The 1,208-nt window shown below is 74.0% G+C and carries 1 protein-coding gene; it reads left to right on the top strand.

Translation table 11 applies throughout. The features are described from left to right. The coding region (locus FHS22_RS37200) for a putative bifunctional diguanylate cyclase/phosphodiesterase (RefSeq protein WP_184948893.1) at nucleotides 1–1,208 on the top strand (1,208 nt) is incomplete at both ends.

The following is a 1,208-nucleotide window of genomic DNA, read 5'->3' as shown; positions in this document are numbered from 1 at the left end:
TCATGGGGTTGACGGTGCTGCTGGCCGTCCTGCTGGTCCTGCGCCTGAACACCGTCGCCCGCCTGGCCGAGACCCACGCCGCCGCCCTGGACCGCCAGACCGAGCAACTCACCACCCAGACCCGCGACCTGTCCACCGCCCTGCACACCCAGGAACTCCTGCAGCGCAGCCTGTCCCACCGCGCCTCCCACGACCCCCTCACCGGCCTGGCCAACCGCACCCTGCTCGGCCAGGCCCTGCAGCACGCCCTCACCACCCCCCCAGCCCCCACCACCGGCCCCACCGGCCCCGACACCGGCCCCGGCCCCGGCCCCGACGTCGGCACCGCAGCCGCCGACGCCCCCACCGGTCCCGCTCTGCTCCTGCTCGACCTGGACGGCTTCAAAGACGTCAACGACACCTACGGCCACCCCATCGGCGACGACCTGCTCATCGACGTCGCCCACCGCCTGCGCGCCCTGACCCGCCCCGGCCACACCCTGGCCCGCCTCGGCGGCGACGAATTCGCCCTCCTGCTCCCCGCCACCACCCCCACCGCGGCCACCACCCTGGCCCGCCGCATCCTCACCACCCTGGCCACCCCCTACCGGCTCGGCCCCCACGACATCCACCTCACCACCAGCATCGGCATCTGGACCCCCACCCCCGACACCACCCCCACCCCCGCCGAAGCCCTCCGCGACGCCGACCTGGCCCTGTACGCCGCCAAAGCCGCCGGCAGAAACCAGCTCACCCCCTTCGACACCACCCTGCGCACCGCCCGCCTGCAACACACCCGCCTGGCCGCCGGCCTGCGCCAGGCCCTGACCCGCAACGAACTGTCCCTGGCCTACCAGCCCGTCGTCGACCTGCGCACCGGCACCATCCGCGCCGTCGAGGCCCTGCTGCGCTGGACCCCCACCGACAGCCGCCCCGTCCCCCCCGACGTGTTCATCCCCATCGCCGAAGACACCGGCCTCATCACCGACATCGGCCACTGGGCCCTGCACCAGGCCTGCACCGACGCCGCCCGCTGGCACACCAGCCACCACCTGGCCGTCACCGTCAACATCTCCGGCCGCCAACTACGCGACCCCGCCTTCGCCGACCACGTCCTGGCCGCCACCACCCGCCACCGCCTGCCCCCGGCCGCCCTCATCCTGGAGATCACCGAAAGCATGCTGCTGGCCACCACCCCGGCCGAGACCACCCGCATCATCGCCGTGCTG

This window comes from Thiemannella venezuelensis, from assembly GCF_014203605.1.
Taxonomy (GTDB): domain Bacteria; phylum Actinomycetota; class Actinomycetes; order Streptosporangiales; family Streptosporangiaceae; genus Planomonospora_A; species Planomonospora_A venezuelensis.
Note: the sequence above shows the minus strand (reverse complement) of the source record. Positions and strands in the feature narration are given on the sequence as shown.